Annotated in this window: 28 protein-coding genes; 10 read left to right on the top strand and 18 right to left on the bottom strand. The window is 55.5% G+C overall.

Features of this window, described 5'->3' with window-relative positions; translation table 11 throughout:
* Window positions 1-24: 24 nt before the first annotated feature.
* From E5C26_RS20710 to E5C26_RS20680, 7 genes are all read right to left on the bottom strand, one after another.
* Window positions 25-1,260 carry a phosphopentomutase gene (locus E5C26_RS20710; RefSeq protein WP_135317978.1) on the bottom strand — a complete coding sequence of 412 codons (1,236 nt, stop codon included), beginning with the start codon at window positions 1,258-1,260 and terminating at the stop codon, window positions 25-27.
* Entirely contained in the window at window positions 1,253-2,419 is a 1,167-nt protein-coding gene (locus E5C26_RS20705; RefSeq protein ID WP_135317977.1) for a YhfX family PLP-dependent enzyme, read from the bottom strand. Before E5C26_RS20705 ends, E5C26_RS20710 begins: the two co-directional genes overlap by 8 nt.
* Before the next feature lie 60 nt (window positions 2,420-2,479).
* Entirely contained in the window at window positions 2,480-2,848 is a 369-nt protein-coding gene (locus E5C26_RS20700) for a PRD domain-containing protein (protein WP_135317976.1), read from the bottom strand.
* A 15-nt stretch (window positions 2,849-2,863) separates the two neighbouring features.
* Window positions 2,864-3,763, bottom strand: a complete 900-nt coding sequence (yhfZ, locus tag E5C26_RS20695) for a GntR family transcriptional regulator YhfZ (RefSeq protein ID WP_135317975.1) — start codon at window positions 3,761-3,763, stop codon at window positions 2,864-2,866.
* Window positions 3,764-3,950: 187 nt separating this feature from the next.
* Window positions 3,951-4,745, bottom strand: coding sequence for an adenosylmethionine decarboxylase (gene speD / locus E5C26_RS20690; RefSeq protein ID WP_012146704.1), 795 nt, complete (start codon window positions 4,743-4,745; stop codon window positions 3,951-3,953).
* Window positions 4,746-4,772: 27 nt separating this feature from the next.
* Complete coding sequence (gene speE, locus E5C26_RS20685) at window positions 4,773-5,636, bottom strand: polyamine aminopropyltransferase (RefSeq protein WP_135317974.1); 864 nt, start codon at window positions 5,634-5,636, stop codon at window positions 4,773-4,775.
* A gap of 109 nt (window positions 5,637-5,745) precedes the next feature.
* Window positions 5,746-6,093, bottom strand: a complete 348-nt coding sequence (locus tag E5C26_RS20680; protein ID WP_099065294.1) for a YacC family pilotin-like protein — start codon at window positions 6,091-6,093, stop codon at window positions 5,746-5,748.
* A gap of 220 nt (window positions 6,094-6,313) precedes the next feature.
* Here E5C26_RS20680 and cueO point away from each other — a divergent pair, with 220 nt between their 5' ends.
* The 4 genes from cueO to hpt all read left to right on the top strand — a co-directional run bounded on the left by cueO (window position 6,314) and on the right by hpt (window position 9,168).
* Entirely contained in the window at window positions 6,314-7,933 is a 1,620-nt protein-coding gene (gene cueO / locus E5C26_RS20675) for a multicopper oxidase CueO (protein ID WP_135317973.1), read from the top strand.
* A 106-nt stretch (window positions 7,934-8,039) separates the two neighbouring features.
* Entirely contained in the window at window positions 8,040-8,231 is a 192-nt protein-coding gene (gene relB / locus E5C26_RS20670; protein ID WP_135317972.1) for a type II toxin-antitoxin system RelB family antitoxin, read from the top strand.
* Window positions 8,231-8,518: a type II toxin-antitoxin system RelE/ParE family toxin gene (locus tag E5C26_RS20665; RefSeq protein WP_135317971.1), complete on the top strand. Its 288-nt coding sequence runs from the start codon at window positions 8,231-8,233 to the stop codon at window positions 8,516-8,518. The genes relB and E5C26_RS20665 overlap by 1 nt, the downstream gene beginning before the upstream one ends.
* Window positions 8,519-8,631: 113 nt before the next feature.
* Window positions 8,632-9,168, top strand: coding sequence for a hypoxanthine phosphoribosyltransferase (gene hpt, locus E5C26_RS20660; protein WP_012146700.1), 537 nt, complete (start codon window positions 8,632-8,634; stop codon window positions 9,166-9,168).
* A gap of 37 nt (window positions 9,169-9,205) precedes the next feature.
* Here hpt and can read toward each other — a convergent pair whose 3' ends face one another.
* On the bottom strand, window positions 9,206-9,862 hold the full coding sequence (gene can / locus E5C26_RS20655; protein WP_061807929.1) for a carbonate dehydratase: 657 nt from the start codon (window positions 9,860-9,862) through the stop codon (window positions 9,206-9,208).
* 236 nt (window positions 9,863-10,098) lie between these two features.
* On the opposite strand from can, the gene E5C26_RS20650 reads away from it, so the two are divergent.
* The 3 genes from E5C26_RS20650 to E5C26_RS20640 all read left to right on the top strand — a co-directional run bounded on the left by E5C26_RS20650 (window position 10,099) and on the right by E5C26_RS20640 (window position 13,292).
* Window positions 10,099-11,022, top strand: coding sequence for an ABC transporter ATP-binding protein (locus tag E5C26_RS20650; RefSeq protein WP_012146698.1), 924 nt, complete (start codon window positions 10,099-10,101; stop codon window positions 11,020-11,022).
* Window positions 11,019-11,789: an ABC transporter permease gene (locus E5C26_RS20645; RefSeq protein ID WP_012146697.1), complete on the top strand. Its 771-nt coding sequence runs from the start codon at window positions 11,019-11,021 to the stop codon at window positions 11,787-11,789. Before E5C26_RS20650 ends, E5C26_RS20645 begins: the two co-directional genes overlap by 4 nt.
* A gap of 222 nt (window positions 11,790-12,011) precedes the next feature.
* A complete protein-coding gene (locus E5C26_RS20640) occupies window positions 12,012-13,292 on the top strand; it encodes a polysaccharide deacetylase family protein (protein ID WP_135317970.1) in 1,281 nt (426 codons plus the stop codon).
* A gap of 38 nt (window positions 13,293-13,330) precedes the next feature.
* On the opposite strand, the gene panD is transcribed toward E5C26_RS20640, so the two are convergent.
* The 3 genes from panD to panB all read right to left on the bottom strand — a co-directional run bounded on the left by panD (window position 13,331) and on the right by panB (window position 15,608).
* On the bottom strand, window positions 13,331-13,711 hold the full coding sequence (panD, locus tag E5C26_RS20635; protein ID WP_012146695.1) for an aspartate 1-decarboxylase: 381 nt from the start codon (window positions 13,709-13,711) through the stop codon (window positions 13,331-13,333).
* Between the two features lie 223 nt (window positions 13,712-13,934).
* Window positions 13,935-14,789, bottom strand: a complete 855-nt coding sequence (gene panC / locus E5C26_RS20630) for a pantoate--beta-alanine ligase (RefSeq protein WP_135317969.1) — start codon at window positions 14,787-14,789, stop codon at window positions 13,935-13,937.
* 24 nt (window positions 14,790-14,813) lie between these two features.
* Entirely contained in the window at window positions 14,814-15,608 is a 795-nt protein-coding gene (panB, locus tag E5C26_RS20625; protein WP_135317968.1) for a 3-methyl-2-oxobutanoate hydroxymethyltransferase, read from the bottom strand.
* Window positions 15,609-15,777: 169 nt separating this feature from the next.
* Here panB and qseB point away from each other — a divergent pair, with 169 nt between their 5' ends.
* Window positions 15,778-16,440, top strand: coding sequence for a quorum sensing response regulator transcription factor QseB (gene qseB / locus E5C26_RS20620; protein ID WP_135317967.1), 663 nt, complete (start codon window positions 15,778-15,780; stop codon window positions 16,438-16,440).
* On the top strand, window positions 16,437-17,795 hold the full coding sequence (gene qseC, locus E5C26_RS20615; RefSeq protein WP_135317966.1) for a quorum sensing histidine kinase QseC: 1,359 nt from the start codon (window positions 16,437-16,439) through the stop codon (window positions 17,793-17,795). The genes qseB and qseC overlap by 4 nt, the downstream gene beginning before the upstream one ends.
* Window positions 17,796-17,820: 25 nt before the next feature.
* On the opposite strand, the gene folK is transcribed toward qseC, so the two are convergent.
* The 6 genes from folK to thpR form a co-directional block, all read right to left on the bottom strand.
* Window positions 17,821-18,321 (bottom strand): 2-amino-4-hydroxy-6-hydroxymethyldihydropteridine diphosphokinase, encoded by a 501-nt coding sequence (gene folK / locus E5C26_RS20610; protein WP_135317965.1) that lies wholly within the window; start codon window positions 18,319-18,321, stop codon window positions 17,821-17,823.
* Window positions 18,321-19,871, bottom strand: coding sequence for a polynucleotide adenylyltransferase PcnB (gene pcnB, locus E5C26_RS20605; RefSeq protein WP_135317964.1), 1,551 nt, complete (start codon window positions 19,869-19,871; stop codon window positions 18,321-18,323). Before pcnB ends, folK begins: the two co-directional genes overlap by 1 nt.
* Before the next feature lie 61 nt (window positions 19,872-19,932).
* Window positions 19,933-20,844 carry a tRNA glutamyl-Q(34) synthetase GluQRS gene (gene gluQRS / locus E5C26_RS20600; RefSeq protein ID WP_135317963.1) on the bottom strand — a complete coding sequence of 304 codons (912 nt, stop codon included), beginning with the start codon at window positions 20,842-20,844 and terminating at the stop codon, window positions 19,933-19,935.
* Window positions 20,845-20,915: 71 nt separating this feature from the next.
* On the bottom strand, window positions 20,916-21,371 hold the full coding sequence (gene dksA / locus E5C26_RS20595; protein WP_012146687.1) for an RNA polymerase-binding protein DksA: 456 nt from the start codon (window positions 21,369-21,371) through the stop codon (window positions 20,916-20,918).
* 183 nt (window positions 21,372-21,554) lie between these two features.
* Window positions 21,555-22,262 (bottom strand): DNA/RNA nuclease SfsA, encoded by a 708-nt coding sequence (gene sfsA, locus E5C26_RS20585; RefSeq protein WP_135317962.1) that lies wholly within the window; start codon window positions 22,260-22,262, stop codon window positions 21,555-21,557.
* Window positions 22,259-22,801 (bottom strand): RNA 2',3'-cyclic phosphodiesterase, encoded by a 543-nt coding sequence (gene thpR, locus E5C26_RS20580; RefSeq protein WP_135317961.1) that lies wholly within the window; start codon window positions 22,799-22,801, stop codon window positions 22,259-22,261. Before thpR ends, sfsA begins: the two co-directional genes overlap by 4 nt.
* A gap of 79 nt (window positions 22,802-22,880) precedes the next feature.
* Here thpR and hrpB point away from each other — a divergent pair, with 79 nt between their 5' ends.
* The gene (gene hrpB, locus E5C26_RS20575) at window positions 22,881-25,319 is read left to right on the top strand and encodes an ATP-dependent helicase HrpB (RefSeq protein WP_206194299.1); all 2,439 of its coding nucleotides are present in this window, start codon (window positions 22,881-22,883) and stop codon (window positions 25,317-25,319) included.
* Window positions 25,320-25,371: 52 nt separating this feature from the next.
* Here the strand turns inward: hrpB and E5C26_RS20570 are convergent, their stop codons facing one another.
* The gene (locus E5C26_RS20570; protein ID WP_135317960.1) at window positions 25,372-26,502 is read right to left on the bottom strand and encodes an RNA-guided endonuclease InsQ/TnpB family protein; all 1,131 of its coding nucleotides are present in this window, start codon (window positions 26,500-26,502) and stop codon (window positions 25,372-25,374) included.
* Between the last annotated feature and the right edge of the window lie 201 nt (window positions 26,503-26,703).

Here is a 26,703-nt window from a genome sequence, read left to right as displayed (position 1 = left end):
GAGACTGCCCCTGAACATTAGTTCCTAAGCGTTAAGCGCGGCCAGAAACGAGCGACCGTTGTACGGTGCTTTTGCGTTGAAAAACTCACAAACTGTCGCCCCCACGTCCGAAAGCGTGGTGCGAATCCCCAGTGAACAAGCCGCTTGCCCTGGGCGAAAAATCAACAGGGGAACCTGCTCGCGCGTGTGTTTACTGTGGCCAACGGTAGGATCGTTGCCGTGATCCGCCATGACGACCAGGCAATCGTTTTGATCCATTGCGGAGATAAGTTTTGCCAGTGAGGCGTCGACCAATTGCAGGCGCTCGGCGTAGCGCGCAACGTCCTGCGCATGCCCGGCAAGATCGGTTTCCTGAATATTGGTACAAATAAACGCTGGCCCAGGGCGCTGTAATTCGTCGAGGGTGATATCCAGAATGGTTTGCGAATCAACCAGCTGTTGGTAATTGCGGCCCTGCGGGTTTTCGACAATATCGGCTACCTTCCCCACCAGAACGGTTAAAATGCCTTGCTGGTGTAACTGCTGCGGCACCTGAACGCTGGCATCGACCCCATAGCCCAGATGAATCACCTGGAAGCCACGCAGATAAACCCCGGCTTTCGGGCTGTTGATGCCGATAAACCGGTTATCTTTGGCTTCCACCGCCGCCAGGATTTGTTCACTGCTTTCCAGCAGCCCGCCGTAGGCGATAACCCGACCGACTTCGACCTGGCTGCGTACCACCCGGCCAATTTTTTCAAGTTGTTCGAAGCTGATGGCCGAAAGGTTGCCACAGACATTAAACACCTGGCCTAAATCCGCTTCGAGGTTATCGCCGATGGCGACCGCATCGTTGACCCAAAGCAGATGCAATGCGCTGTTTGGGGCCGGGTAATGCTCGACCTTAAAGCCCTCGGCTTTTAGCGCCTGTTCAACCTTTTCAAGTACGCTGGAGAAGGGCATACGTACAGGAGGAAGCGGGAGAGTTCCCATGATCTCCTGATGTCCCATGAAGGTATCACCTCCCTCGTGCTGCAGCAGCGCGACGCCAAAAGCCGCTGTCTGGCTCTCGTGCATGGCGCTGACGTGAAGACAGGGTTCGGCGATATGCAGCGCATTGATCAAGCCGAGCTTTTCCAGCATCGGGAGTTGCAGATTGGGCAACCGTTGCAAAATATGGCCGCAGGTATTGGCGCCAATGTCCTGCGGACGCACTTCAGGGACATCAATCATGGCACCCACGCCAAAACTATCGATGACCAAAACCACAAACTTATCCATGATGGCTCCTTGTCAGATTGTTACCGAGACTATCAAATACCCCCAACAGTTGAGGGTTACCCGTTTGAATGCCGCTTATCAGCGCGACATCGCTGCGCGTGACAAAAATTTGAGTGCGAAAACACATAATGACCGGGCTGCTGACGGGCCAGCGTCCTGCCAACGGCAGTGTGTAATCGATACTGTCGCTATCTATTGGCAATACGCGGCAGCGCTGCCATTGGCCGTCGAGCACCAGCGCGTTTTGCAGGTGGCCGCGGCGATAGTAGCCGCCGCCATAGCAGAAACTGATGTTGTCCTGGCAATGCGAAATTTCAGAAAGATAGAGCATGGCTATTTTTTCCGGGCCGCTGCCGTACTGATTTGCGGGCTGCGTGCCCGTCAGAGCATGGCCGGGTTCGGTATGGGTCACACCGGCAGCGGCCAGTTTGGGCAGGGTTTCAATGCTGGTTGCCGAAGCGGCATTCATTTGCCGAACTTCAATACCCTGCTGTTCCAGCAGGTTTTTCGCCTTGGCTAACGTGGTGAGATTGGGGGTTGCTTCGGTAGTTTGCCGCTGTTCGTTGAACAGCATGCAGGGGAAGTGGGTAACTCCAATAATTTTAACACCCGCCATCTCGCTGATTTTATTAATCACGTCCGGCAGTTCTGCCAACAAGAAACCTGCCTCCTGGCCCGGATAGACCACGTCGCCGTTATCCTGAACTTTCAGTAGCAGCGACTGCCGGCGATGTTGGCGTAGCGCTGCAGTGGAAATCTCCTGTGCCTTTTCAATGCTATAAACAGTGATGACTTCTGGGCGTTGGGCAATGGCTTCATCAATCATCTTCACGGGCGTTTGCACCAGATGACCAATGTGGGCTATTGGCAAACCCTGCTGCCAAAGTTGACGCGCTTCTTTAAAATCAACGGCGACAATGCCTTGATAGCCCCCTGCCAGTAGCAGCTTGCATAACAGCGGATTACGACCAAACTGTTTACTCATCAGGTACAGCGAAAGGCCCAGTTTTTCCGCGCACTCCTTCAACAACCGGGCATTTTCCAATACCCGATCGACATCAATGACGTAGCAATCCGGCTTGATAGCGCCGCTACGCCAAAAGTGAACAGCGGCATCAATCAGGGCAGGGTTTTGTTTTTCCAGTGCATTTAGAAACATAGGTCCCTCGATGTGTGCTATTAATTCATTTTTTTGAATATTTAAGTCAAGGCCAAAACTTCACACTGTGCTGCTGTCTGTCTGAGCGAGATACAGGCCAAAAACGTTAGCCAATAAGTAGCCGAGTTCAGAATCTGGAACCGCAAATGTGAATAAACTCAGCAGGTCGCTGTTGATTTCCCTGACGTTGGCAAAGACGTTTGATGCTTCGATCTCATCTAATAGCTCTGGATCGATAGCCGGGATGATTTCCCCACGCAGTGCGCGCGTCATGGCGTTTGCCATATGGGTAATCATCATTTCTCCCTGGGTATGGCGTATATTGAATTGCCAATGCTGCTCGAGCCGTTTAACGACCTCGAGCATGCCACTATAAACTTCAGTATCAATGACCTGAGCTTCGTGTAAGATTTGCAGACGAGTTTCCATTTTGCTGTTCCTGAGTTAGTAGCTAGGTTCCCTGGTCCCTTTTTTGACTTCCTGTTGATGCGCTAACAGCCGCTGCAGGTTAACCAGCGACTTGACCAGATGAGGGATCACCCGGTCATCATTACGTACCAGCAGGACGGCTTCGGAAGCTTTAATGCTCACGGGGTAATCATCGAGAGGTTCTTTGGCCAGATTCAGACTGTCGAGATCCTCGGTCACGTTCCACACGGTTGCATCTATTTCTCCCCGCTCAATCCGCGTCAGAGATTCGTTGTAAGGCAGATTAATGCGTTCAATCTCTTGCCCGGCAAAGACCATTTCCGTTAGCAGACGCTGATCGGGTGAGCGTGAGTCCAGGCCAATACGGCGGATGCTCTGTTTTTCACCTTTGCGATAAACCAACTGATGTCCATCAACGTAAGAACCGGCCCCCAACATCATTGCCGCGCTCACTTTGCCATCGCGCAAGTAGCTTTCAGCGGCAAGATGGGAGACGACCGCCATGTCATAAACGCCGTCGATCAGGCATTCAATGCGCACATCGGCACCACGCATATGGGCGTAATAAAGTGGATATCCCTCAAATTGAGCCTTAAGCGCGCTGGCCAATCCTTCATACAGTCGGGTGTAGGGCAGGGGCATGGCGCACACAATATTGCCGATATCCGCTTGTTCCAGCAGGGCCGGATAATTCATGTTGCTAAGCAGGGTGCCATTCCTGCCGCGACGCTCCAGCGTAACGCAAGAGGCGGTTTCCAGGGTCTTCAAGGCGTGCTGTACCACGCCGACCGAGAGATTTAACTCGCTGGACAGCTCATCAATAGTTTTCAGACGCGCACCCGGTGCCAGGCCGAACAGGTAGCGTGCCAGGCTGACTAACGCCAGACCTTCCTTCTTAATAAATGCTTTGCTCATCTTTTTTAATTTTCATTTTTGTGAAGATTTAAATCTTCTATCTTCCGAGCTCATCAGGCAATCGACAAAAAATGATAATGGGAGGGGGATCACATAATGCAGGGGGCAGACGAATAAGGCTTACAGGTTTGGGCGAAAACAGACTGGCAATTAAGCGTAGGGTGCGGCATGCCGCACCCGTTACTTATCACAGATGCGGAATATTGCGGCCGTAATAGATTTCCTGCATCTCTTTCCACAGCAGATCGGTAATCTCTTTACGCTCGGCGGCACTCAGCGCGTCCGGTTTGGCATTAAACAGGTAGTGCTTGAGATCGAAATCCTTCAGCAACATCTTGGTATGGAAGATGTTCTCCTGATAAACATTCACGTCCATCATGTGGTACAGTGCCTTCATATCGTCAGACATAAAGTTCTGGATCGAATTGATCTCATGATCGATGTAATGTTTCACGCCGTTCACATCGCGGGTAAAGCCGCGCACGCGGTAATCCATGGTAACGATGTCGGATTCCAACTGGTGGATCAGGTAATTCAACGCCTTAAGCGGTGAAATCACGCCGCAGGTCGACACTTCGATGTCGGCGCGGAAAGTACATAAACCGCCTTCCGGATGGCTCTCCGGATAGGTGTGAACGCAGATGTGGCTCTTGTCCAGGTGCGCAACCACTGTTTTTGACAGTGGGCCAGGATGTTCTGAGGTATCGACATCGTTCGGATCCACCGGTTCTTCACTGACCAGAATGGTCACGCTGGCACCCTGAGGTTCATAGTCCTGCCGGGCGATATTCAGAATATTGGCGCCAATGATCGAGCAGGTTTCGCTCAGGATCTCGGTCAGGCGATTGGCGTTGTATTGTTCGTCAATGTAGGCGATATAGCCAGCGCGGTCATCCGCGGTTTTGGCGTAACAAATATCGTAAATACAAAAACTCAGGCTCTTGGTCAGATTGTTGAAGCCGTGCAGTTTTAGCTTATGCAATTTGGTCCACCTCCTTTATCTTCTCGCTTAACGTGAAACGTTCAGTGCGTCGAGCAAATACTGCGGCAGAGCAAAGCTGCCCGCGTGAATTGCCGGGTTGTAATAACGACAGTTTAGGCCGCTTTGATGAAAGCGATGTTGCAGCGTTGGCAGATCAAGCTGGCGCAGTGCCGGATCCTGGCTCGCCCATGCGAAGGTCATGATGCCGCCGTAATAGGTCGGGATCGCCGCCTGATAGAAGCTGACGTCGTTGAAGTACTGGCTCAGCCTGGTGTGGCTGTTGACCGCTTCGTCTTGTTGCAGGAAGCACACGCCGTTCTGCGCAACAAAAATGCCGCCGTCGTTCAGGCAGCGGGCGCAGCCTTCGTAGAATGCTGAGGTGAACAGACTTTCGCCGGGGCCGATGGGATCGGTGCAGTCAGAGATAATCACATCGAACTTTTCATCGGTCTGATTAACAAAGTTGACGCCATCGTCGATCACCAGCTTGAAGCGTGGGTCATCGTAAGCACCGGCATTGTGGTTTGGCAGATATTGGCGGCAGAATTCGACCACGCCGGCATCGATCTCAACCATGGTTATCTGCTCTACGCCCTGATGGCGGCTGACTTCGCGCAGCATGGCGCCGTCGCCACCACCGATGATCAGCACCTTCTTCGCCTGGCCGTGGGCCAGCAGCGGTACGTGGGTCATCATTTCGTGATAAATGAATTCATCGCGCTCGGTGGTTTGCACCACGCCGTCGAGCGCCATCACGCGCCCCAGAACCGGGTTTTCAAAAATCACCAAATCCTGATGCTCGGTCTTCTCACGATACAGCACGTTCTCTACCGAGAAGTACTGGCCGAAGTTGGCATGCAGTGTTTCATACCAAATTTCTTTCTGGGTCATGTGCGGGAACTCCGTAATAACAGCCATGAAAAATTGGCGCAACATCATAGCTAACTCTGCCTGGTGATGCACGGCTGAATTTCAAACAGAGGTAGCGCAAGGCGGGGGATTAGTTGGCGTAAGCCAGCAGGCTAAGCGAGTCGCGTGCCAGGGATTTGCACTTGTTAGGGGTAGGGATGGCGATCCCGCTGAGATCGCGATAGCTGTCTTCACCCAGCGCCTTCATATTAAAACTATTATAGTTGCTCAGATCCCAACGGTTTTGCTGAGCGAAATAAACGATGGCGCGTTTGATTTGAGCATTGGGCAAGTCGTTATAACCACAGTCATTTTTCAAATAAATAAAGACTGCCGTCAGATCGGCCAGATCTTCCGCTTCAGACTCATTCAGCGCCAGACTGGCGTTGGAGAACCCCAGCATGGTGAGCAACAGCACCAGTAACGTTGTTTTTTTCATCATGAAAATAGACCTGTTTATTGTCCACAGACGTTATCACACTTGCCTGTAAAGGCACCAAATTTTATTACCTGCAGGTAACATAACCGGCAGCAAAGGCTTGACCTTCCGCTAAGGGGAAGGTTTAGGCTGGCGGGGATAAATTAATAACCATACTCTTTCAAGTTGCAGTGCAACTTGTGCCGCATTAAGTGCCGATCACTGAAAAAGGGAGTCAGCGATGTTACGCCGTGATTTTATCAAACTGACCGCTGCGCTGGGCGCGGCAAGTGCTTTACCCTTGTGGAGTCGGGGCGTGTGGGCCGCCGAGCTGCCGGCGTTGTCGATCCCGCCGTTACTGATGCCGGACGCACAAGGGAACCTTGCGCTGGCGCTGCAAACCGGTGAAATGAACTGGCTGCCGGGCAAGGCGACCCAAACCTGGGGTGTGAATGGGGCGCTGTTGGGGCCGGCGGTACGGCTGCAGCGCGGTAAACCGGTAACGGTGGATATCCGCAATGGCTTGCCGGAGGCCAGTACCGTCCATTGGCATGGTCTGGAAATCCCGGGTGACGTCGATGGTGGCCCGCAGGCACTGATTCAGCCAGGCACCACGCGCAGAGTGCAGTTCACGGTCGAACAGCCTGCTGCCACCTGCTGGTTCCATCCGCACACCCACGGCAAGACGGGTCACCAGGTGATGATGGGTTTGGCCGGTCTGGTGCTGTTGGAAGACGACGAGAGCAGCAAGCTGCCGTTGCCGAAAACCTGGGGACAGGATGATATCCCGGTGATCCTGCAGGACAAACGGCTGGGCAAAGATGCACAGATTGAATACCAACTGGATGTAATGAGTGCTGCGGTAGGCTGGTTTGGTGACCGCATGTTCACCAACGGCGCTCAATATCCACGGCATGTTGCACCGCGTGGTTGGTTACGCCTGCGTTTTCTCAACGGTTGCAATGCGCGTTCACTGAATCTGGCGACCAGCGATAACCGTCCGTTCTACGTGATCGCCAGTGACGGCGGTTTTCTGGCCGAACCGGTCAAGCTGACCGAACTGCCGGTGCTGATGGGCGAACGCTTTGAAGTGTTGGTGGATGCCTCCGACGGCAAACCTTTCGACATCGTCACGCTGCCGGTTAAACAGATGGGGATGACGCTGGCACCGTTCGACCAGCCGCTGCCGGTATTGCATATTCAGCCTTCGCTGGCGCAGGGCATTAAAACCATGCCGGACAGCCTGGTCAAACTGCCGGCATTACCGGCGGCGAATGGGCTGCAGGAGCGCTGGCTGCAACTGATGATGAACCCGCAGTTGGATAAGCTGGGTATGCAGGCGTTGATGGACCGCTACGGACATCAGGCCATGGCCGGTATGAGCATGGATCACGGCGGTGCGGGTAGCGGTGGTGATGACATGGCCGGCATGAAAGGCATGGATCATGGCAATATGAAGGGGATGGACCACGGCAACATGAAAGGGATGGATCAGGGTGCCAAGCCGTTCGACTTTAGCCATGCCAATATGATCAATGGCAAGGCCTTCGACATGACCAAGCCGATGTTTGAGGCCAAGCGCGGCAAATACGAAAAATGGACCATTTCGGGTGAGGGCGACATGATGCTGCATCCGTTCCATATTCACGGCACCCAGTTCCGCATCCTGTCGGAAAATGGCAAACCCCCGGCGGCTCACCGCAGCGGCTGGAAAGACACGGTACGTGTCGAAGGTTGGCGCAGTGAAGTGCTGGTGCGTTTTGATCACCTGGCTAACAGCGATCATGCGTATATGGCCCATTGTCACCTGTTGGAACATGAAGATACCGGCATGATGTTGGGCTTTACCGTAACCGATTGATCGACCCATGCCGGAAAAACTGGCGGCGCACTCGCGTCGCCAGCGCTTGGTTTGACCGTAGGAAATGACTATACTGTTTAAAATTTCAGCTAAGGAGGGAGGCGTAATGCCGACAAAATTGGACCCTATTGTCTCAGAGTTTGAAACTCAAGAGCAGGCTGACAGCTATGACCGTTGGTTTCGCAGCCAGGTTGAGGCAGCAATCAATAGTCGTGCGCCTTTGATTCCTCATGATGAAGTCATGGCTGGGGCCCGCAAGATTATCGAAGAAGCTAAAGCCAAAAGAAAATCAGCCTGATGTTGACCGTCAAATGGACTGACGAGGCCAAAACGGGGTTATATACCCTTATCGCTTTTATCGCGGAGCAGAATCCCGTTGCCGCTGAGTCGCTGATGCAGCGTATAGAAGAGTCGGTCATTCCAGTAACTGAACATCCTTATTTGTTCCGATCTGGCCGCGTGGCAGGAACTCGTGAAATAGTGGTACACCCAAATTACATCGTGATTTATCGCGTATTAGCGGAGCATATCGAGGTACTAAGTGTGCTTCATGCCCGTCAGGAATACCCTCGAGCTATATCCTAAACTTAGTCGGTACGCAGTTCCGGTAGAATAACCAGGTGGTGCACTCGCGTCGCCACCGGCTTCAGGCTATGCTAAACTCTGCGCCCTTCTTCCGGCAACTGACCTGAAAACCTATGAAGCACACTGTAGAAGTAATGATTTCCGAGCAGGAAGTTAAGACCCGTATCGCCGAACTTGGCCGCCAGATCACCGAAGATTACCGCGATAGCGGCAGTGATATGGTGCTGGTCGGTCTGCTGCGCGGCTCCTTTATGTTCATGGCCGATCTGTGTCGCACCATTGAAGTGCCGCATGAGGTCGACTTTATGACCGCCTCCAGCTACGGCAGCGGCATGTCCACCACCCGTGACGTGAAAATCCTCAAGGATTTGGATGAAGACATCCGTGGCAAAGACGTGCTGATCGTCGAAGACATCATCGACTCCGGCAATACGCTGAATAAAGTGCGTGAAATTCTGGCACTGCGCGGGCCGAAATCACTGGCGATTTGCACCCTGCTGGACAAGCCTGAACGTCGTGAAGTCGAAGTGCCGGTGGAGTACGTGGGCTTCCCGATCCCGGACGAGTTCGTGGTGGGTTACGGTATCGACTACGCTCAGCGTTATCGCCATTTGCCGTACGTCGGTAAAGTAGTGCTGCTGGACGAGTAAACTGCGGTGGGCGCGGTTTGCCGCGCCCCTGACAGGATTAAATACCCTTATCCTGCTGCAAGGTGGCCATTGCCTTGCGATAACCCATCTCCAGGCTCTCGCGGCTGGTGGCGGCCACTTCAAGATCGCGCAGGCGTCCGTCCTGAATGCCGTATACCCAACCGTGAATCATCACTTTCTGGCCACGTTTCCATGCTGACTGCATGATAGTTGAATGACCCAGGTTGTAGACCTGCTCAATCACGTTGATCTCACAGAGGACGTCGAGGCGTTGTTCCGGCTCCAGTTCACCCAACAGTGAGCTGTGCTTGTACCACAGGTCACGGATGTGCAGCAGCCAGTTGTTGATCAGCCCCAGTTCCGGATTCTCAACCGCGGCTTCTACGCCACCGCAGCCCAGGTGACCACAGATAATGATATGCTCAACTTCCAGTACGTCGACGGCGTACTGTACCACCGACAGGCAGTTTAAATCGGTGTGAATCACCAGGTTGGCCACGTTACGGTGAACAAAGAGTTCACCCGGCTCCAGCCCGGTCAGTCTTTCCGCGGGAACGCGGCTGTCTGAGCAACCTATCCATAAAAAGCGAGGCTTTTGCGCCTGGGCTAAACGTTCAAAAAAGTCCGGGTCTTCCTTGCTGATATTAGCTGACCAGGTATGGTTATTAGCGATAAGCTTTTCGATTTCTTTCATGGAAGTTATAGGCCTGTAACGGACAGATTGCGTTGGGGTAATATAGGACAAGCGTCACAATTTGGAAATCGGAACAATTACGCGAGAGGGTATTCAGCCACTTTTTACACAGTAAGGCGGGATGGAACCTGAATTTTCCGCACGGATTTGCCTCAGTGAAAACGCTGCTGATGATAACATCACCTTCATTACAAGACGCAGCAGCATACTCATCGTCACAAGGTACTTTTTAACTTATGAATTATGCACTGGAAATAGCGCAGCTAACCAAGACTTACGCCGGTGGCGTCAAGGCATTGCGCGGGATTGACCTGAACGTCGAGGCGGGGGATTTCTACGCTTTGCTGGGGCCTAACGGCGCCGGAAAATCCACGACCATCGGCATTATCAGCTCGCTGGTCAATAAGACGTCCGGCAGCGTGAGGGTGTTCGGCTACGACATCGATAAAGACATCGTCAACGCCAAACGCCAACTCGGGCTGGTGCCGCAGGAATTCAACTTTAACCCGTTCGAAACCGTGATGCAGATTGTGGTCAATCAGGCTGGCTACTATGGCGTGACCCGCCGTGAGGCACTGGTGCGGGCGGAAAAATACCTGACCCAGCTGGATCTGTGGGGCAAGCGCGACGAACGCGCCCGCATGTTATCTGGCGGGATGAAGCGCCGACTGATGATCGCTCGTGCATTGATGCATCAGCCAAAATTGCTGATCCTCGACGAACCGACCGCCGGGGTAGATATCGAGCTGCGCCGCTCGATGTGGGGCTTCCTGAAAGAGCTTAATGCTCAGGGCACCACTATCATTCTCACCACCCACTATCTGGAAGAGGCAGAAATGCTGTGCCGCAATATCGGCATTATCCAGAACGGTGAGCTGGTGGAAAACACCTCGATGAAAGGCCTGTTGGCCAAGCTGAAGTCTGAAACCTTCATCCTCGATCTGGCGGCGAAAAGCCCGTTGCCGAAGCTGGACGGTTACCGCCATCGCCTGACGGACACCTCAACGCTGGAAGTGGAAGTGATGCGTGAGCAGGGCCTGAATGGTCTGTTTGCCCAGCTTAGTGCGCAAGGTGTTCAGGTACTGAGCATGCGTAACAAGGCCAACCGGCTGGAAGAGCTGTTTGTCACCCTGGTTAACGGTAATGGAGAAAAAGCATGATGCGTTTGTATTGGGTGGCCTTGCAGAGCATCTGGGCCAAAGAGATCAACCGTTTTGCCCGTATCTGGATCCAGACGCTGGTGCCGCCGGTGATCACCATGACGCTGTATTTCATCATCTTCGGCAACCTGATTGGTTCACGTATCGGTGAAATGCACGGTTTTGATTACATGCAGTTTATCGTCCCCGGTCTGATTATGATGGCGGTGATCACCAACTCGTATGCCAATGTGGCATCATCGTTCTTCAGCGCCAAATTCCAGCGCAATATCGAAGAGTTGCTGGTGGCGCCGGTACCGACGCACGTGGTGATTGCCGGTTACGTCGGTGGTGGCGTAGCGCGCGGTATTTGCGTTGGCGTGCTGGTGACCGTGATTTCGCTGTTCTTCGTACCGTTGCAGGTGCATGCCTGGTGGGTGATTGTCGCCACGCTGCTGCTGACGGCGATTTTGTTCTCCCTGGCGGGGCTGATCAATGCGGTGTTTGCCACCACCTTTGACGACATCAGCCTGATCCCGACCTTCGTGCTGACGCCGCTGACCTATCTGGGCGGGGTGTTTTACTCGCTGACGCTGCTGCCGCCGTTCTGGCAGGCGGTGTCCAAACTGAACCCGATCGTCTACATGATCAGCGGATTCCGCTATGGCTTCCTGGGCATCAGCGACGTGCCGTTGACGCTGACCATGACGGTGCTGGTGGCGTTTATTGCGGTGTTCTACCTGCTGTCCTGGTACCTGATTGAGCGCGGCCGCGGTCTGCGTACCTGATTAACCAACGTCCCCGGATATCGCGTACGGGGACGCTTTTCTTGACCTGAAGCAAGCCGCCTGTAAATCAATAGCATTGCTCAAATAACCCCTTTCTCCCCGCTGTTCAAATCATGCTATGCTGGCGCTCCACATTTTCTCCATTTTGTTATATGCCCTATGCATTTCAAGTTGCGGCTAGAAAGGCGACGGGTATTACGCACTCGTAAGCAGAACATAACCATGCGGTCTACACACAAGATAGCGGCTGGGTTACTCGGCATTCTGTTGTCACTTGTCGCCCCGGCAAGCCTGGCAAATTTGCTGTCGGAAGACAGTGCCGTTAAATCCGAATATATGGAAGCACAACGCGACAGTGAGGTTTATTCGCTGATTGGCGAGCATGTCATTCCTGTCGGTGAAGTGAAGCAGGGGCAACTGATCCAGGTGTTCCCGGCGGATGCGGAATATTACGAGTTCAAATTCGGCCACGGTACCGGTTTTATTGATAAAGACGACGTGCGTGAACTTAAGAAATCACGCAAGGTGAAAGACGATCTGGGGGAACTGAATAAACCGCTAACCAACCAGAATCTGATCACTCAGAAGGCGATCAACGTCTATACCGATGCGGATAACACCAGCGACGTGTTTGGCATGCTGGAAGAAAACTTGCGCTACCCGATCATCGGCAAGCTGAAAGATCGGCTCAACAATACCTGGTATGAGATTAATATTGGCGATCGCCTGGGTTATGTCAGTGAGTTGGACTGCGAGATTGACAGCGGTATACCGATACTGACCTATCATCATCTGCTGAAAAACGAAGAGAACAAGCGCTTCCGCCATACCTCGACGACCACCTCTGACGTGGCGTTCAGTAACCAGATGACCTACCTGAAGCAGGCGGGCTACGACACCATTTCCCTGTATCAGTTGGAAGCCTACCTGAAAAACCAGATCAACCTGCCGGGCAGGGCGGTGGTGCTGACGTTTGATGACGGGCTGAAATCGGTCTATCGCTACGCTTACCCGGTATTGAAGAACTACGGTTTCCGCGCCACGGCGTTTATTATTTCTTCGCGCATCAAGCGCCACCCGCAGAAGTGGAACCCTGACTCGCTCCAGTTTATGAGTGTTTCCGAACTCAAGCAGATCCAGGATGTGTTTGACGTGCAATCGCATACCCATTTCCTGCACCGTACCGACGGTAATCGTCAACCGATCCTGCTGAGTCGCTCGTTGCACAATATTGAATTCGATTTTGAGCACTCACGCCGCGCGCTGTCACAGTTTAATCCGCATGTGCTGTACCTGTCCTATCCGTTCGGTGGTTACAACCTGCGGGCGATACAGGCCGCGAAGGACGCCGGTTTCCATATGGCGGTGACCACGGTGCAGGGCAAAGTGAAACCGGGGGATAACCCCTATACGCTGAAACGGCTGTATATTTTGCGCACCGACTCGATTCAGACCATGGCGGACAGAATCGCCAACAAGCCTGGAACGCTGGTGGTGCAATAGCAGGAAGGAACGGGCGCCGACAGCGCCCGTTTTTACTTTTACGCGACCTGAACCGGCACGGCTTTCGCCTTGCGCTGCAGGTGGTTGTCACCCTCGAAGTAGCCAACTTTCGGGCGGTGTTGGCGGGCATCGGCATCGCTCATCTGTACGTAGGAGCAGATGATCAGTTTATCGCCTACGCAGGCGCAGCGTGCTGCCGCACCATTGACCGAAATAATGCGCGAACCGCGTTCGGCGGCGATGGCATAGGTCGAGAAACGCTGACCGTTATCAACGTTATAAATATCGATAGCTTCATATTCCAGAATGCCTGCGGCCTCCAGAAAGTCCTGATCGATGGCGCAGGAGCCTTCATAGTGCAAGTCGGCCTGAGTCACTTTCACCCGATGCAGCTTGCCTTGCAGCATAGTACGTATCATAACTTTACCTAACTAAGTATCAGCCTTCACAGGCGATTGAGGTGGCATTTATACCCTTCGTCTTTCAAGCTGCAGCGTTGTTGGCTACTTACGCTCACCCCAGTCACTTACTTGAGTAAGCTCCTGGGGATTCCCGTACTTGCCGCCTAGCTGCAACTCGAAATCCATTAGGGTAGATTTTTTATTATTTTCCCGGTAACAACGGTACCAAATATGCAAAAACCTACAGAGTCAGGTCAACCTGCTGGTTGTCGATCAACCGTGCTTTGCCCAACCAGGCGGCCATTAACACCACGGCACGTTGGCTTTCAACGCCCAGTGGTTGCAGGCTGTCGGCGTCGCGGATAAACAACTCGTCCGGGGTGAAACCGGCGTTGCGCAGGTGCTCTGCGGTTTGCTCCAGCAGTTCGTCGACGTGGCGTTCACCGTTACTGAGCTGTTCAGCCAGCGCATTCATGATTTTGCTGAGCTGCGGCGCGATTTTCCGCTCTTCGGCGGTCAGATAACCGTTGCGCGAACTGAGCGCCAGGCCATCTTTGGCGCGTACGGTCGGTACGCCGATTATGTCGATGTCGTAACCCATATCCGCCACCATCTTGCGGATCAGCGCCAGTTGCTGGTAGTCCTTCTCGCCAAAACAGGCCAGATCCGGTTGCACCAGATTGAACAGCTTGCTGACAATGGTGGCGACGCCGCGGTAGTGGCCCGGACGGCTGGCGCCTTCCAGCATGGTGGAGATGCCTGGTACGTCGACATAGGTTTGCTGTTCCAGCCCCTGCGGATAGACATCGGCCGGGGCCGGTGCGAACACCAGTTCAACGCCGCGGCGGGTTAGTTTTTCGCTGTCTTCCTGAAGGGTGCGTGGGTAACTGGCCAGATCTTCAGGGCGTTCGAATTGCATCGGATTGACGAAAATACTGACGATCACGATATCGGCACGCGCGCGGGCTTCATCGATAAGCCGCATATGACCTTCGTGCAGGTTACCCATGGTAGGCACCAGCGCGATGCGTTTCCCATCCTGACGCCAGCGGCGGATCTGCTGACGCAACAGCGGCAGGGTTTCGATAATTACCATTCCATAACTCCTAACGCGGACACTTTAGTTGAAAGAGTGCTCTTCAGCGGGGTAAATGCCTTGCTCTACGTCCTGAATATATTGTTGCACCGCCGAGCGGATATCGCCGCTCTGTGCCAGGAAGTTTTTAGCGAATTTTGGCGTGTGGCCACCGGTAATGCCGAAGGCGTCGTGCATCACCAGGATTTGACCATCGGTGACGTTACCGGCACCAATGCCGATCACCGGAATGGTCAGGGCTTCGGTGACCTTGCGCGCCAGTTCGGTCGGTACGCACTCCAGCACCAGCAGTTGGATACCGGCCAGTTCCAGATTTTTTGCATCTTCCAACAGTTGCTTGGCAGCGAGTTCATCGCGGCCCTGCACCTTGTATCCACCGAATACGTTGACAGACTGCGGCGTCAGGCCGAGGTGGCCGCAGACCGGCACTGCGCGTTCGGTGAGTGTTTTCACCGTTTCACACAGCCAACTGCCGCCTTCCAGCTTCACCATATTGGCACCGGCTCGCATCAGCTCGGCGGCATTGGTGCAGGCCAACTGCGGGGTGGCATAGCTCATAAAGGGCAGGTCGGCCAACAGCAGGCAAGCCGGAGCACCCCGGCGCACGGCTCGGGTATGATAGGCAATGTCGGCGACGGTGACCGGTAACGTGGAGTCGTGGCCCTGCAGCGTCATGCCCAGTGAATCGCCCACCAGCAGCACTTTAACGCCTTGCTCTTCAAACAGTTTGGCAAAGCTGGCATCGTAGGCGGTGAGGGAAGCAAATTTGCGTTGTTCCTGCTTCCACTGGTGCAAATGGGTCACGGTGGTGGGTTTCATCACTACGTCTCCTGAATAGAGCCGCGCGGCGTACGCAGGGCCCTGGCTGCAAAAAAGTGCTGTCATTCTACTGTAACCCTAACGGGGTGGGTAGCGCAGATCATAATGCTTAAGCGGTTCTTAAGAACCTTGTGGTGTAATGGGCAGTAATGGCTAAAAAAGGACGCACATGCGAATTCTGCTGATAGAAGATGACAAGTTAATCGGTGACGGCATCAAGGCCGGGCTGACCAAACTCGGTTTTAATCTGGACTGGTTTACCGATGGACTGGTCGGCAAAAATGCGCTGGAAAGCGCGCCTTACGATGCGGTGATCCTCGACTTGAGCCTGCCGGGCCTCGATGGGCTGGATCTGTTGCGCCAGTGGCGGCAGGCCGGCCATGACGTACCGGTGCTGATCCTGACTGCGCGTGATGCCCTGGAGCAACGGGTCAGCGGCCTGCAAAGCGGTGCCGATGACTATCTGTGCAAACCTTTTGCCCTGACGGAGGTCGCGGCGCGCCTGCAGGCGTTAATCCGCCGTCGTCACGGCCAACTGATGCCGCAACTGGTGCATGGCAATGTGGTGTTCGATACCGCCACCCGTAGCGTGAGCTGCAACGGTGAGCCGGTCACGCTGACCCCGCGTGAATTGGCGGTGCTTGAGCTGTTTTTGCATAACAAGGGACGGGTATTGGCGCGGCCGCTAATCCAGGAAAAACTGTACAACTGGGACGACGAAGTCAGCAGCAACGCGGTGGAGGTGCATATCCATCATCTGCGGCGCAAGCTGGGTAATGGGTTTATCCGCACCATTCACGGCGTGGGTTATACGCTGGGGGACAACGCGTGAAACATCTTAGTCTGCGGTTGAGATTGATCCTGATTTTCAGCCTGCTGGCGTTATTAACCTGGTGTGCTGCCAGCCTGGTGGCGTGGAAGATGAGCCGCAACACCATCAACGAGGTCTTTGATACCCAGCAGATGCTGTTCGCCAAACGACTGGCAACCGCCAACCTGGGCGATCTGTTAGCAGACGAGAGCGTGCGCAGCCTGCCGAAAACCAAAAAACTGGTGCATCACGGCAAGCGTGGCGAGCAGGATGATGATGCGCTGGCGTTCGCCATCTTCGACCGCAACGGCAAGATGCTGCTCAACGACGGGGAGAACGGTGCGGATTTCCGTTTTGATGGCGACCGCGAAGGTTTCACCGACGGAGAACGCAAGGGCGATGACGACAGTTGGCGGCTGCTGTGGCTGACCAGCCCGGACGGTCGTTATCGCATCGTGGTGGGGCAGGAGTGGGATTATCGCCGGGATATGGCACTGGGCATGGTGACCGGGCAACTGGTGCCGTGGCTGGTGACGCTGCCGATGCTGATGCTGCTGATTGCGCTGATGGTCGGGCGGGAGCTGCGGCCATTGCGCAGCGTCGCCGCCGGGCTGCGTAAACGCGCACCGGACGATGCCACGCCACTGGATGCCGGCCAGGTACCGACCGAAGTCAGGCCATTGGTCGATGCGCTTAACGCGTTATTTACCCGCATGAATGTGCTGTTGGTACGTGAACGGCGTTTTACTTCTGACGCCGCCCATGAACTGCGCAGCCCGTTGGCGGCGCTGCGGGTGCAAACGGAAGTGGTACAACTGGCTGGTGATGACGAGCAGATGCGCGAGCATGCACTGGACAATCTGACGGTAGGTATTGATCGTGCCACCCGGTTGGTGGATCAATTGCTGACGCTGTCGCGGCTGGACTCCCTGTCAGATCTAGCCGATCTGGAAGCCGTCTGCTGGGACAAACTGGTGCCGATGACACTGGCGGAACAGGATCGCCATGCTCACGCAGCCGGTGTCGCGCTGCGTTATGAACAACAGGGCACACCGCCACCGATACAGGGGCAGGCATTGCTGCTGTCGCTGTTGGTGCGCAATCTGGTGGATAACGCGGTGCGTTACACCCCTGCGGGTGGTACGGTCACGGTGAGGCTGACAGAGCACCTGCTGACGGTCGAAGACAATGGCCCGGGAGTGACGACGGAACATTTGGCGCGGTTGGGGGAGCGTTTTTATCGTCCGCCGGGTCAGGAGCAAACGGGGAGCGGGCTGGGATTATCGATTGTGCAGCGTATCGCCGGTTTACACGGATTAGGTGTCAGCTTTACCAATCGGCCTGAAGGGGGCTTTGTTGCTCAGGTAGCGCTGTAGGGCGCTCTGTATATCCTGCGCCGACTCAGGCTTTATGCTTGGGCTTATGCCAGAGTTCCATGCCGTTTTGCGGTACGCGCTTCAGGCAGCTGGCCAGCGATTCGCCGTCCGGGAAGACTAACTCGGGGGCGATTTCCGCCAGCGGGTAGAGCATGAATTCACGCTCTTTCAGGCCGTAATGCGGTACCGTCAGGCGATCGGTATGAATCACCTGTTCGCCATACAGCATGATATCCAGATCCAGGGTGCGTGGGCCCCAGCGCTCATCTTTGCGCACGCGGCCCTGATTGCGTTCAATCGCCTGGGTGTGATCGAGTAACTGTTCGGCGGGCAGCAAGGTATCGAGTGCGACCACCGCATTGAGAAAGTCCGGCTGGTTCTGCGGCCCCAGCGGCTTGGTGCGGTAAAACGAAGAACAAACGATCAACCGGGTGCGCGGGAGATGCTCCAGCGCTTCCAGTGCGGCTTTCACCTGCTGTAGCGGGTGCGCCAGGTTGCTGCCCAGCGCGATATAAACGCGGATCATTATTCTCCTTCTTTACGCGGCGTCCGACGGCGAGGGCGACGCTGACGCGCACGGCGCGGTGCCGGATCGTCACCCAAAGTACTCAACATGGTTTTCTGTCGTGCCGGTGTGGCTTCCTGGAACTCGCCCCACCATTCGGTCAGACGCAGCATTTCCTGGTTTTCTTCTACTTCGGCACGCAGCGCCAGCAAATCGTAAGCGGCGCGGAATTTCGGATGTTCCATCAGCTTGTGTGCGCGCTTGCCCTGACGGCGAGACAGACGCAACTGCAACTGCCAGATATCGCGAACCAGCGTGGTGATGCGTTTCGGGATGGCCAGCGAACGACACTGCTCGTCCAATACATCATTCATTGCCAGCGCGAAGGCGTCGTAGTACGCCAGCCCACTTTCCTGCGCCAGTTTCTGCGCATGTTCCAGCAGCGGATACCAAAGCATAGCAGCAAACAGGAACGCCGGATTGACGCGCATGTCGTTTTGCAGACGGTAGTCGGTGTTCTTCAGCACCTGCGCCAGAATACGCTCCATTGGCGTGTCCTGACTTGGTGTGAAGTGACGTGCAATCTGTGGGAACAGCGGCTGGAACAGCTGGTATTCACAGAGTTTCAGATAGGTCGGATAACCGTAGCCTGCCTGCAGCAGCTTGAGTGATTCCTCAAACAGACGCGCCGGCGGGATCTCATGCAGCAAGGACGCCAGGCGCGGGATTGGCTCGGCGGTTTCATCGCTGATGGTCATGTCCAGCTTGGCGGCAAAGCGCACCGCGCGCAGCATACGCACCGGGTCTTCACGGTAGCGGGTTTCCGGATCACCAATCAGGCGGATCACGCCCTGTTTGAGATCGCGCAGGCCATCGACGTAATCACGCAGGGTGAAGTCCGCTACACCGTAATACAGGCTGTTGATGGTGAAGTCGCGACGCTGGGCATCTTCTTCGATCGAACCGAAGATGTTGTCGCGCAGCAGCATGCCGTTTTGGGCCTGCTGGGAAGAATTTTTGTCAGATTCCGGCGTTTGCTGCTCGTGGTGACCACGGAAGGTGGCAACCTCAATGATTTCCGGCCCGAACATCACGTGGGCCAGGCGGAAGCGGCGACCAACCAGACGGCAGTTGCGGAACAGCTTGCGCACTTGCTCCGGCGTCGCGTTGGTGGTGATGTCGAAATCTTTCGGTTTTTTGCCCAGCAACAGGTCACGTACGCCGCCACCGACCAGATAGGCTTCGAAGCCGGACTTGTTCAGGCGATACAGTACCTTCAGCGCATTCTCACTGATGTCTTTACGTGAGATTGAGTGCTGGTCGCGGGGGATCACGGTCATTGAGCCGTTTCCCTCTGCGGCAGGAAAAGGTGGGCGTTTACGCGGTGCCGGCCGGCGGGCAGGGCTTTCTCTGCCGCGATCGACGGAACGTCGCTGCGGCGCGGCCGGCTGTTCCGCCACCACGCTTTCTTCGCGGACTACGTTTTTATCGCTGACCGGCGCATCATCGCGCGGCTGCTTGTCATCGCGGATTAGCACCTTACGGCAGAAATTGGCTACTCGGGTAAAAATGGTACACCTCGATAGTGTCTGATAAAAATGGCGCTAACAAAAAATAGCGGCTAATCATAGCTCACCATGGCTCTTTTGAGAATGCCGATGTGTTTTCGCCCAGGGAAATAGCCTCCCGGTGCGGCACATCGTCCAGCTTCCAGTGAGCGACTGCCCAGCTCAATAATAACGACAGGTCAAGATCTTGCCAGCTTTCCGGCAGCGGTTGACGCAGAAATTTCAGCGCGGCCACCAGTGTCGGGCGTGGATCGCCGTCGGGGAGGGCGGGCGCATGGTTTTGCTTCGACAGTTTGCTGCCGTTCGCGCCCAGCGCCAGCGGCAGATGCACATAGGTGGGCACTGGCGCCTGCAACTGATGGTACAGCGCTATCTGGCGTACCGTGGGTTCGATCAGGTCGGCACCGCGCACGATTTCGGTAACGCCCTGAAAATGGTCATCCACCACCACTGCCAGATTATAGGCGAACAGCCCATCGCGACGGCGGATGATAAAGTCTTCCCGTGCCAGTGCCGGGTCGGCCTGCAACTCGCCCTGCAGACGGTCATGAAAGGCGTAAACCGGGGTGGACTGACGTAAGCGAATGGCGGCGCCCTGAGGGTCAAGATTCAAATGACGACAGTGGCCGTCATACAGACCGCCAAGCTGCTGGATACGGCTGCGGGTGCAGTTGCAGTAATAGCTCAGCCCCTGCTGATGCAGTTGATCCAGAGTAGCGCGGTAGGCTTCATGACGTTGGGATTGATAGATAACCTGGCCGTCCCAGAGGAGACCATAGTGTTCCAGAGCGGATAAGATACGATCGGCCGCACCGGCGACTTCGCGCGGGGGATCGATATCTTCAATGCGAACCAGCCACTGCCCGTGATGGGCACGAGCCTGGAGGTAGCTTCCCAGAGCGGCAATCAGCGAACCGAAATGCAGGCTTCCGGAAGGCGATGGGGCAAAGCGCCCCACATAGTGTCTTTCTTGCATATCAGAGGGGAAACATTCCCTTTTCTCTGTGCGGCGCACGCAGAACGCACGCCGCAGCGGTAACAACTGTATTAGCCTGCCATCTGCTTTTCGCGGATTTCGGCCAAAGTCTTGCAGTCGATGCACAAATCAGCAGTCGGACGCGCTTCAAGGCGACGAATGCCGATCTCCACGCCGCAGGATTCGCAGTAGCCGAAATCTTCGTCTTCTACTTTCTTCAGCGTTTTCTCGATCTTTTTAATCAGTTTGCGCTCGCGGTCGCGGTTACGCAGTTCAAGACTGAACTCTTCTTCCTGAGTGGCACGGTCGGCCGGATCAGGGAAGTTAGCTGCCTCTTCCTGCATATGAGATACAGTACGGTCCACTTCATCCCTGAGCTGGTTGCGCCATGCTTCAAGAATGCGCTTGAAATGCGACAACTGGGCGTCGTTCATGTACTCTTCGCCCGGCTTCTCTTGGTACGGCTCCACCCCAGCGATGGCGAGAATGCTCAAGGACGAGGTTTTACGGGTTTGCCCTTCTTGCATGTTGCTTCTCCTACATACATACGCACTATCGAATCCCCAATGCGGGGGAAAAACAGGCCGCTATAAATAACAGATGGGAAGTAGGTTGGCAATTATTCCTGTCACCTGCTTGACAATGGTGTGAAGGGAGGCGTATTTGGCGACGCGTTAACCGGTTGTCGAATTATTTGTGCCCGGCCAGCGCTAATCGATAAAAAACGGTAACTTATCGCAAAGATATATACCGTCAGGTGATAATTTAGCCCCATAACAAACCACTTCTACACCCAACTGCTGAACCTGTGCCAACAGTGTCGCATAACGCTCATCTATATGATGTGCCGGTGCGACCTGCTCAATACCGCTATGTAACACAGCAAAGAACAATACCGCCCGTTGCCCGCTTTCAACCACGCTTAGCAACTCACGTAAGTGCTTCTGTCCTCTGAGCGTTACCGCATCAGGGAAGTAACCACGTTGTTGTTGCAATAATGTGACTGACTTAACTTCAATATAGCAGTTAGCGCGATCTTCTGCCTGTAATAACAAATCGATACGGCTGTTCTCACCGCCATATTTTACTTCGCTGCTGATTTTACTGTAACCGGATAATTCATTGATTAGATTCTGTTCGATTGCCTCGCGTACCAGGGTGTTGGCACGCAGGGTGTTCACGCAGATCCAGTCCCCCTGTTGGGTATGTGTCAGCTCCCAGCTGTGGGCATATTTGCGCTTGGGGTTATCCGAGGTGGAATACCAGACGGTATCGCCGGGCGTGGCACAGCCGGTCATGGCACCGGTATTGGCGCAGTGCAGGGTGAAGGTTTCCCCTTCCGGGGTGACGACGTCCGCCAGAAAGCGTTTGTAACGTTTAATCAGCGTGGCGTGACGCAACGGTGGCGAAAAAATCATGGCGTTTCCTGACGGGCTAAAGACCATTGCTCAAGCATCTGATAACGCGTGCGGCCGTTTTCAAACACTGACTGGTACAGGGCAAATTCGTTAGCGCTGAAGTTCCAGCCCGGCGTAGCGGGCGGCACGGCGACCGGCTGCGTAGCACTGCGCAGCAGGGTGATATGCGGATGAAACGGCATCGGGCTTTGATAGCAGCCGCTGCGGGCCGCTTGCGACCGCAAAAGTTCTGCCAACTGTAACAGCCCACGTGGCGCACGGCGGGTGCCGAGCCAGACCACGCCGGGGCGCGGCCAGTGGCCGAGGTCATCGAGCACCATGCTGAAGCCGGGCTGGCTAATACGGGCGGCCAGTTTTTTCAACGCGGATTCTTTTTGCGCCGAGACGTCGCCAAGAAAGGCCAGCGTCAGATGCAAATTGGCTGCCGCGACCGGCCGGCCGACTTCCGGTGCGAAGGCTTCGGCGCGCCAGCGGATCACCTGTTGCTGCAGCGCATCAGGCAAGGTCAGGGCGAAAAACAGGCGGCGCGAGCTGGACATAGGTTCCCGGCAAGTAATGAAAGGCGGAGTCTAATGCTACAATGTGCGCCGTCCAATGTTAACCACTACGGAGAGTTCTGTGTCTTCACTGCCCGTCAGCGCGGTTCTTGATCAATTACTCACTGCGCTGCAATCCGCCCCGCAGGTCTTGCTGCATGCGCCGACTGGTGCCGGTAAATCCACCTGGCTGCCATTGCAGATCTTGGCCAAAGCCGGGTTGCCGGGGCGCATTATCATGCTCGAACCGCGGCGATTGGCGGCGAAAAACGTGGCTTACAGGTTGGCGCAGCAACTGGGAGAAGAGCCAGGCCAGACGGTGGGTTACCGCATGCGCGCCGAAAGCAAAAGCGGGCCCAATACCCGGTTAGAGGTGGTTACCGAAGGTATTCTTACCCGTATGCTGCAGCAGGACGCCGAACTGCAGGACGTCTCGCTGGTGATCCTCGACGAATTCCATGAGCGTAGCCTGCAGGCCGATCTGGCATTGGCGCTGCTGCTGGACGTTCAGCAGGGGCTGCGTGACGATCTAAAGCTGCTGATCATGTCGGCGACGCTGGATAACGCCCGCCTGTCGCAGTTGCTGCCGCAGGCCCCGGTGGTGGTGTCTGAAGGCCGCAGTTTCCCGGTTGAACGCCAGTATCAGCCGTTGGCCAGCCATCAGCGGCTGGAGGACGGCGTGGCCGCGGCGGTAAAACGCCTGCTGTCGGAACAGACAGGATCGCTGTTGCTGTTCCTGCCGGGCGTAGCGGAAATCAACCGGGTGCAGGAGCGCTTGAACGGTGAGGTGGCGGCCGATACCGATCTATGCCCGCTGTACGGTGCCTTGCCGTTGGCACAACAGCAAAAAGCGATTCAACCGGCCCCCGCCGGGCGACGCAAAGTGGTGCTGGCGACCAACATCGCCGAAACCAGCCTGACCATCGAAGGTATCCGGCTGGTGGTAGACAGCGGTCTGGAGCGAGTGGCGCGTTATGACGTGCGTAACGGCCTCACGCGGTTGGTCACACAGCGTATCAGCCAGGCGTCAATGATCCAGCGCGCCGGTCGTGCCGGGCGTCTGGAGCCGGGCATCTGCTGGCATCTGTTGGCCAAAGAGCAGGCAGAACGGGCGGTAGAGCACGCCGAGCCGGAAATCCTGCAAAGCGATCTGGCCGGTTTTTGGCTGGAGTTGCTGCAATGGGGGTGCCATGACGTCGGGCAACTGACCTGGCTCGACAGGCCGCCGGAGACGGCGCTGGCGGCAGCCCGCAGGCTGTTGCAGCGGTTGGGGGCCACTGATGACGGCGATAAGCTCACCTCGCGCGGTCGGCAGATGGCCAAACTGGGCTGTGAGCCACGGCTGGCGGCGATGCTGACCCACGGCGCGGATCTCGGAGCCGATGGGCTGGCAACGGCCGCCGCGCTGGCTGCGTTACTGGAAGAGCCACCGCGCAGTGGACAAATGGATATCGGCTATTGGCTGAGTCGCCCACAGCCGAACTGGCAACGCCGTGCCACCCAGCTAGCCCGACGTTTGCCGGTGAAGACCGGGCAGGTTGATGTCGAGTTGGCAGCGCGCCTGCTGGCTTTAGCCTTTACTGACCGCATTGCTCAACGGCGCGGTCAGGATGGCCGTTACCTGCTGGCCAACGGCATGGGCGCGGCGATGAATCAGGACGAGGCGTTATCGCGTGCGCCATGGCTGATCGCCCCCAGTCTGTTACAGGGGCATAACAGCCCTGATGCCCGTATCCTGCTGGCGCTGCCGGTGGAGATTGAGGCGCTGGCGGCACAGTTACCGGCGATGATTTCCCAGCAAACTGCGGTGGAGTGGGATGAAGAAAAAGGCACGCTGCGCGCCTGGAAACGCCAGCAGATTGGTCGCCTGACGCTGCGTGCGCAGCCGTTGGCCAAACCGGCTGCTGAAGAGCTGCAACTGGCGCTGCTCAATTGGGTGCGTGCCCAGGGGGTAGCGGTGCTCAACTGGGACACCGCCGCCGAACAGTTGCGCCTGCGCCTGCAGTGCGCACAGAACTGGCTGCCGGAGGCTGACTGGCCACCGGTCGACGATGAGTCGTTGCTGGCCTCACTGGAGCAGTGGCTGTTGCCGTCGCTGAGTGGTGTCCGTGACATGCGCGGGCTGAAACAGGTGAATATCGCCGAGGCGCTGGCGCGGTTACTGAATTGGCAGCAAAAGCAGCGACTGGATAATGCGTTACCCACTCATTACACTGTGCCGACCGGCAGCAGGTTGCCGATCCGCTATGATGCCGGCAAACCCCCGGCGCTGGCGGTGCGTTTACAGGAAGTGTTTGGCGAACAACGCAGTCCGATGCTGGCCGAAGGTCGCATCCCGGTGGTGCTTGAGTTACTCTCACCGGCGCACCGGCCGTTGCAAATCACCGGCGATCTGGCGGCGTTCTGGCAGGGCGCTTACCGGGAAGTGCAAAAAGAGATGAAAGGGCGTTACCCGAAGCACGTGTGGCCGGACGACCCGGCAAATACCGCCCCCACGCGGCGCACGAAAAAATATCAGTAATTGACTGCTCCCCGCTCTGAAGGACGGGGATTCCCACTTCAACGAGCCGAACCTAAGCCGCGTGATGCGATTCAGGATTTACAGGTTCTCCGTGGGCTAACACTGCCAGCCCGGCAGCTTTGATATTTCTGGCCGCGTTTATGTCACGATCATGGGCTACTCCGCACTCAGAGCACGTCCATTTACGAACATCAAGGGACATTTTTTTCATGGTGAAGCCGCAACAGCTACAGCGTTTGGATGAAGGAAAATACGGGTCGATAGCGACAACGCTACGGCCTGCCCATTCTCCTTTGTACTGCAGCTGGCGAACCAGTTCGCCCCAGCCAGCGTCGGCTATCGCCTTAGACAGCTTCGGGTTGCGGATCATGTTTTTCACCTTGAGGGATTCGACGCAAACAACTTGGTTTTCGTTGATCAGTTTGCGGGACAACTTGTGCAAGTTATCCATCCGGCAATCGGCGATTTTCGCGTGGAGTCGAGCGACCTTTAAACGGGCTTTGGTGCGGTTCTTTGAGCCTTTTTTCTTTCTGCTCAACCCGCGCTGTTGCAACGCCAATCGCTTCGCATATTTAGCCGTGTGGCGGGGATTGCCGGTTTTGAATCCGGTGTCGGTGACGAACACATCTTTTAAGCCAACATCAATGCCGACAGTGTTAGCCGTAACAGGCATTGATACAGGTTCAAACTCACACAGACAGGAAACGAAGTACCTGCCAGCGGCATCTCTGGAAAGGGTAACGGTTGACGGCGCAGAAGGTAATTCACGGCTCCAGCAAACGTCCAGCGGTGACGTGCTCTTTGCCATGTATAACTTGCCGTCACGGTATTTAAATGCGCTCGCAGTGAACTCAGCCGACTGCTTGTGCCGTTTGCTTTTGAAGACCGGATATGCGGCGCGTCCGGCAAAGAAGTTTGCAAAGGCTGTTTGTTGGTGGCGCAGAGACTGCTGGAGGGGAACGCAGGAAACCTCGCCCAGCCAAACGTATTCAGGCTCTTTTTTGAGCGCAGTAAGGCGAGCGTTGGCCTGCAGATAACCGATTTTTTCCTTTCGCTCGTCGTACGCATCGGTACGCCAGCGGAGGATGGAATTATAGACGAAACGCACACAGCCGAATGTCTGAGCTAAAAGCTCAGCCTGTTCTGCTGTTGGGTAAAACCGGTATTTATATGCCCGCTTCATGTACACACTTTAAAGGAGAATATGTGGGATGCAAAATACAGTTAGCCGGAAAACCGCCTCCTTTCTTCCCCGGCCTGAAGGTCGAGGTTTCCCGGAGGCATTCTGATGAATTCAGATGTTTCTTCTGTTCAGCGGCGTCACGCCACGACAGATTAAGCGACTTATAATGGCCGGCAGTGCCGCCAAGTCTGGAGATTAACA

The sequence above is a fragment of the Serratia proteamaculans genome, from assembly GCF_004684015.1.
Classification (GTDB): Bacteria; Pseudomonadota; Gammaproteobacteria; order Enterobacterales; family Enterobacteriaceae; genus Serratia; species Serratia proteamaculans_F.
This window is presented reverse-complemented; position numbering and strand designations above follow the sequence as displayed.

Bases quoted from the DNA above. Each gene is read 5' to 3' on its own strand.
- E5C26_RS20710 (WP_135317978.1), bottom strand. From the start codon at position 1,260: ATGGATAAGTTTGTGGTTTTGGTCATCGATAGTTTTGGCGTGGGTGCC.
- E5C26_RS20705 (WP_135317977.1), bottom strand. From the start codon at position 2,419: ATGTTTCTAAATGCACTGGAAAAACAAAACCCTGCCCTGATTGATGCC.
- E5C26_RS20700 (WP_135317976.1), bottom strand. From the start codon at position 2,848: ATGGAAACTCGTCTGCAAATCTTACACGAAGCTCAGGTCATTGATACT.
- yhfZ (WP_135317975.1), bottom strand. From the start codon at position 3,763: ATGAGCAAAGCATTTATTAAGAAGGAAGGTCTGGCGTTAGTCAGCCTG.
- speE (WP_135317974.1), bottom strand. From the start codon at position 5,636: ATGACCCAGAAAGAAATTTGGTATGAAACACTGCATGCCAACTTCGGC.
- E5C26_RS20680 (WP_099065294.1), bottom strand. From the start codon at position 6,093: ATGAAAAAAACAACGTTACTGGTGCTGTTGCTCACCATGCTGGGGTTC.
- cueO (WP_135317973.1), top strand. From the start codon at position 6,314: ATGTTACGCCGTGATTTTATCAAACTGACCGCTGCGCTGGGCGCGGCA.
- relB (WP_135317972.1), top strand. From the start codon at position 8,040: ATGCCGACAAAATTGGACCCTATTGTCTCAGAGTTTGAAACTCAAGAG.
- E5C26_RS20665 (WP_135317971.1), top strand. From the start codon at position 8,231: ATGTTGACCGTCAAATGGACTGACGAGGCCAAAACGGGGTTATATACC.
- hpt (WP_012146700.1), top strand. From the start codon at position 8,632: ATGAAGCACACTGTAGAAGTAATGATTTCCGAGCAGGAAGTTAAGACC.
- can (WP_061807929.1), bottom strand. From the start codon at position 9,862: ATGAAAGAAATCGAAAAGCTTATCGCTAATAACCATACCTGGTCAGCT.
- E5C26_RS20650 (WP_012146698.1), top strand. From the start codon at position 10,099: ATGAATTATGCACTGGAAATAGCGCAGCTAACCAAGACTTACGCCGGT.
- E5C26_RS20645 (WP_012146697.1), top strand. From the start codon at position 11,019: ATGATGCGTTTGTATTGGGTGGCCTTGCAGAGCATCTGGGCCAAAGAG.
- E5C26_RS20640 (WP_135317970.1), top strand. From the start codon at position 12,012: ATGCGGTCTACACACAAGATAGCGGCTGGGTTACTCGGCATTCTGTTG.
- panD (WP_012146695.1), bottom strand. From the start codon at position 13,711: ATGATACGTACTATGCTGCAAGGCAAGCTGCATCGGGTGAAAGTGACT.
- panC (WP_135317969.1), bottom strand. From the start codon at position 14,789: ATGGTAATTATCGAAACCCTGCCGCTGTTGCGTCAGCAGATCCGCCGC.
- panB (WP_135317968.1), bottom strand. From the start codon at position 15,608: ATGAAACCCACCACCGTGACCCATTTGCACCAGTGGAAGCAGGAACAA.
- qseB (WP_135317967.1), top strand. From the start codon at position 15,778: ATGCGAATTCTGCTGATAGAAGATGACAAGTTAATCGGTGACGGCATC.
- folK (WP_135317965.1), bottom strand. From the start codon at position 18,321: ATGATCCGCGTTTATATCGCGCTGGGCAGCAACCTGGCGCACCCGCTA.
- gluQRS (WP_135317963.1), bottom strand. From the start codon at position 20,844: ATGCAAGAAAGACACTATGTGGGGCGCTTTGCCCCATCGCCTTCCGGA.
- dksA (WP_012146687.1), bottom strand. From the start codon at position 21,371: ATGCAAGAAGGGCAAACCCGTAAAACCTCGTCCTTGAGCATTCTCGCC.
- sfsA (WP_135317962.1), bottom strand. From the start codon at position 22,262: ATGATTTTTTCGCCACCGTTGCGTCACGCCACGCTGATTAAACGTTAC.
- thpR (WP_135317961.1), bottom strand. From the start codon at position 22,801: ATGTCCAGCTCGCGCCGCCTGTTTTTCGCCCTGACCTTGCCTGATGCG.
- E5C26_RS20570 (WP_135317960.1), bottom strand. From the start codon at position 26,502: ATGAAGCGGGCATATAAATACCGGTTTTACCCAACAGCAGAACAGGCT.